The following is a 1,173-nucleotide window of genomic DNA, read 5'->3' on the forward strand; positions in this document are numbered from 1 at the left end:
TCAAGAAATAGCCAATCTCAAGCCCGTAGCGCCAATGTCTTCACCGAGCCTGAGATCTGGGAGCGTCTGGCCGGCCCGGTGCAACATCCGGGCTAAGGCGAGGCAGAATGCGATTGATCTTGGCCAGGGCATCTTTGGGGCGACGCTCGATCAGGAAGTCCAGTGACTCAGGGAAGCTCAGCCAAGCCACCGGCAGCAGCACCAGGGCGACCAGGCCGCCAAATACGAAGGGGGCCCGCCAGCTGTAGGTGTCGATCAGGAACACCGAGATCAGCCCACCCAAAGTGGCGCCCACAGGATAGCCCAGCGAGATGATGGCGTTGCAGAGACTGCGCCGTCGCGCATTGGCGTACTCGGTGACGGCGATGTTGACGGTGGCTAGCACGGCACCGACGCCGATACCAGTGATCATCCGGGTGATGAACAGTTGAGTGGCGTTGCTTGTCACCGCCGAGAGCAGCATCGAGCCCAACAGCAGGCCAAGGCACAATAGTACCGTGGGACGGCGCCCGAAACGGTCACCCAGCGGAGCCACCAAGAAGGCACCAATGCCCATGCCCAGCAGGCCGGCACTGAACAGTATGCCCAGTGAGGCGCCGCTGACGCCCCAGTCACTGGCAATCGCGGGGGCCGTGAAGGCCATCACCAACACGTCGAAGCCATCGAGGGCAGCAATTAGGGTACAGAGGGCAATGATCCATATTTGGTAGGGCGTCATGGGGCCCGAGTCGATCCGGTCCCTTGGGTCTTGTGTAGTCATGGAATACCTCGAATGTCATGGGGTTGCCATATCGGAGAGTTGTTGTTGTCGGAGGTACCGGGTCTACAGGTCGAGTACCAATCGTTGGCTCCTGGCCCGGGAGCAGCAGGGAGTGAATTGATCATTCGCCGCCTGCTCGTGCTCTTCTAAGTGCCTAACCGAAAGTTTTCGTGCATAATGTGCGTAGGATAACTGACACGGACGGAACCATGGCAAGGCGCTTCGTTGCCCCTCTCACTGAGTCTGAGCAGCAGACGCTGTCCTCCGCCTATCACCATGGTGAGAAGCGCGCCCTACGTCGACGTGCGCATGCCATCTGTAACCGGTCATTCCAAGGCGTGCCTATTTCCGCTTGCCTTACACATCGCGTAGTGGCTGGATCAGCGCTACCGCGACCTTCCACTGCCGGTTAT

General features: G+C 59.8%; 1 protein-coding gene and 1 pseudogene. One reads left to right on the forward strand and one right to left on the reverse strand.

Annotated features, from left to right (window positions below):
- Positions 1-40 precede the first annotated feature (40 nt).
- The gene (locus BDK63_RS18310; protein ID WP_183334590.1) at positions 41-718 is read right to left on the reverse strand and encodes an MFS transporter; all 678 of its coding nucleotides are present in this window, start codon (positions 716-718) and stop codon (positions 41-43) included.
- Between the two features lie 251 nt (positions 719-969).
- On the opposite strand from BDK63_RS18310, the pseudogene BDK63_RS18315 reads away from it, so the two are divergent.
- Positions 970-1,077 (forward strand): annotated as a pseudogene (locus BDK63_RS18315) (IS630-like element ISHsp2 family transposase); the annotation flags it as partial.
- Positions 1,078-1,173 lie beyond the last annotated feature (96 nt).

It is taken from the genome of Halomonas campaniensis, assembly GCF_014193375.1.
Taxonomy (GTDB): domain Bacteria; phylum Pseudomonadota; class Gammaproteobacteria; order Pseudomonadales; family Halomonadaceae; genus Halomonas; species Halomonas campaniensis.